This window comes from Nocardioides sp. (genome assembly GCF_050699375.1).
Taxonomy (GTDB): Bacteria; Actinomycetota; Actinomycetes; order Propionibacteriales; family Nocardioidaceae; genus Nocardioides.
In genome coordinates, this window is record NZ_JBOHDN010000214.1 from 1 (window position 1) to 1,625 (window position 1,625).

Sequence of the window (1,625 nt, forward strand, 5' to 3'; positions counted from 1 at the left end):
GGGATCGGTGGCTGGGGCTCGCGCCGCAAGCCGATGGCGCTGGTGCGCGAGATCCTGCGCAGCGACATCACCGACCTCACCGTGGTCGCCTTCGGCGGCCCCGACGTCGGGCTCCTGGCTCGCGCCGGCAAGATCCGCAAGCTGGTCTACGGCTTCGTCTCGCTCGACTCGATCCCGCTCGACCCCAACTTCACCCGCGCCCGCGAGCGCGGCGAGATCCCGGAGACGAGCGAGTACGACGAGGGCATGTTCGTGGCCGGGCTCAAGGCGGGCGCCAACCGGCTCTCGTTCCAGCCGATCCGCGCCGGCCTCGGCAGCGACGTACTGGCGATGAACCCCGACCTCAGGACCGTGAAGTCGCCCTACGACGACGAGGAGTACGTCGCCGTCCCCGGCCTCCGCCTCGACGTCTCACTCATCCACCTCAACCGCGCGGACGCCGCCGGCAACGGGCAGTATCTCGGCCCCGACCCCTACTTCGACGACCTCTTCGCGATGGCCGCCGACACCACGATCATGTCCGTGGAGCAGGTCGTCTCGACCGCTGATCTCACCGCCAAGGCCCCGCCGCAGACGCTCCTGGTCCCCCGGATCTTCGTGAACCACGTCGTCGAGACCCCGAGCGGCGCACACTTCACGCTCTGCGAGCCCGACTACGGCCGCGACGAGGCCTTCCAGAAGAAGTACGCCGCGGCAGCCAAGTCCGACGAGGACTGGGCCGCGTTCGAGCAACGGTTCCTGTCCGGCGACGAGTCCGCCTACCAGGCAGCGGTCGAGCAGCTCCAGAGCGAAGGAGACACCAAGTGACCATCACGACCGATCAGGTGACCGCGACCCGCGCCGACGTCTGCGTCGCCGCCGTCTCCGACGCCTTCAAGGACTCCGGCGAGGTGCTCGCCCACGCCGTCGGGATCGTCCCGGCGATCGGCGTACGTCTCGCCAAGGCCACCCACACCCCCGAGCTCGCGCTCAGCGACGGCGAAGCCTTCATGATGTCCGAGGCTCCCCCGCTGCTGAAGACCGCTGCCGCCGGTGGCACCCCGGAAGCATGGGTCCCCTTCCGCAGCATCTTCGACATCGTCGCCAGCGGCCGCCGGCACTCGATGATGGGCGCCAGCCAGATCGACAGGCACGGCAACCAGAACATCTCCTCGATCGGCGACTGGCGTCAGCCGAAGCGGCAGCTGATCGGCGTACGCGGCGCTCCGGGCAACACCGTCAACCACCGCGTCGACTACTGGGTCGCCAAGCACTCCGCCCGGATCTTCGTCGACCAGGTCGACGTCACCAGCGGCGTCGGCAACGACCGCGCCACCGGCTCCGCCGCGAAGTATCACGACCTCGGCGTCATCGTCACCAACCTCGCCGTCTTCGGCTACGACGAGTCCGGCCTGATCAAGGTCAACTCCATCCACCCCGGCGTCACCCCCGAAGAGCTCCAGGACGCGACCGGCTTCGAGATCGACGCCGCCAGCGCTCCCCTCACCCGGGAGCCGACCCCGGATGAGCTGGCGATCATCGAGGCGGAGGACCCCAAGGGCCTCCGCTTCAAGGAAGTCCCCTAACCGTCCCGCCGAGTCGGCTCGTCCTCACCGAGATCCGTGCCGAGTCGGCGCGTCATGACG

2 protein-coding genes are annotated in these 1,625 nt (G+C 69.1%); both read left to right on the top strand.

Going from position 1 to position 1,625, the window contains the following annotated elements:
* A partial coding sequence (locus tag ACRDPS_RS15825; RefSeq protein ID WP_431502611.1) for a CoA transferase subunit A occupies positions 1–807 on the top strand: 807 nt, incomplete at its 5' end.
* On the top strand, positions 804–1,565 hold the full coding sequence (locus tag ACRDPS_RS15830) for a CoA-transferase subunit beta (RefSeq protein ID WP_431502612.1): 762 nt from the start codon (positions 804–806) through the stop codon (positions 1,563–1,565). The genes ACRDPS_RS15825 and ACRDPS_RS15830, both read left to right, overlap by 4 nt.
* Positions 1,566–1,625: the final 60 nt, after the last annotated feature.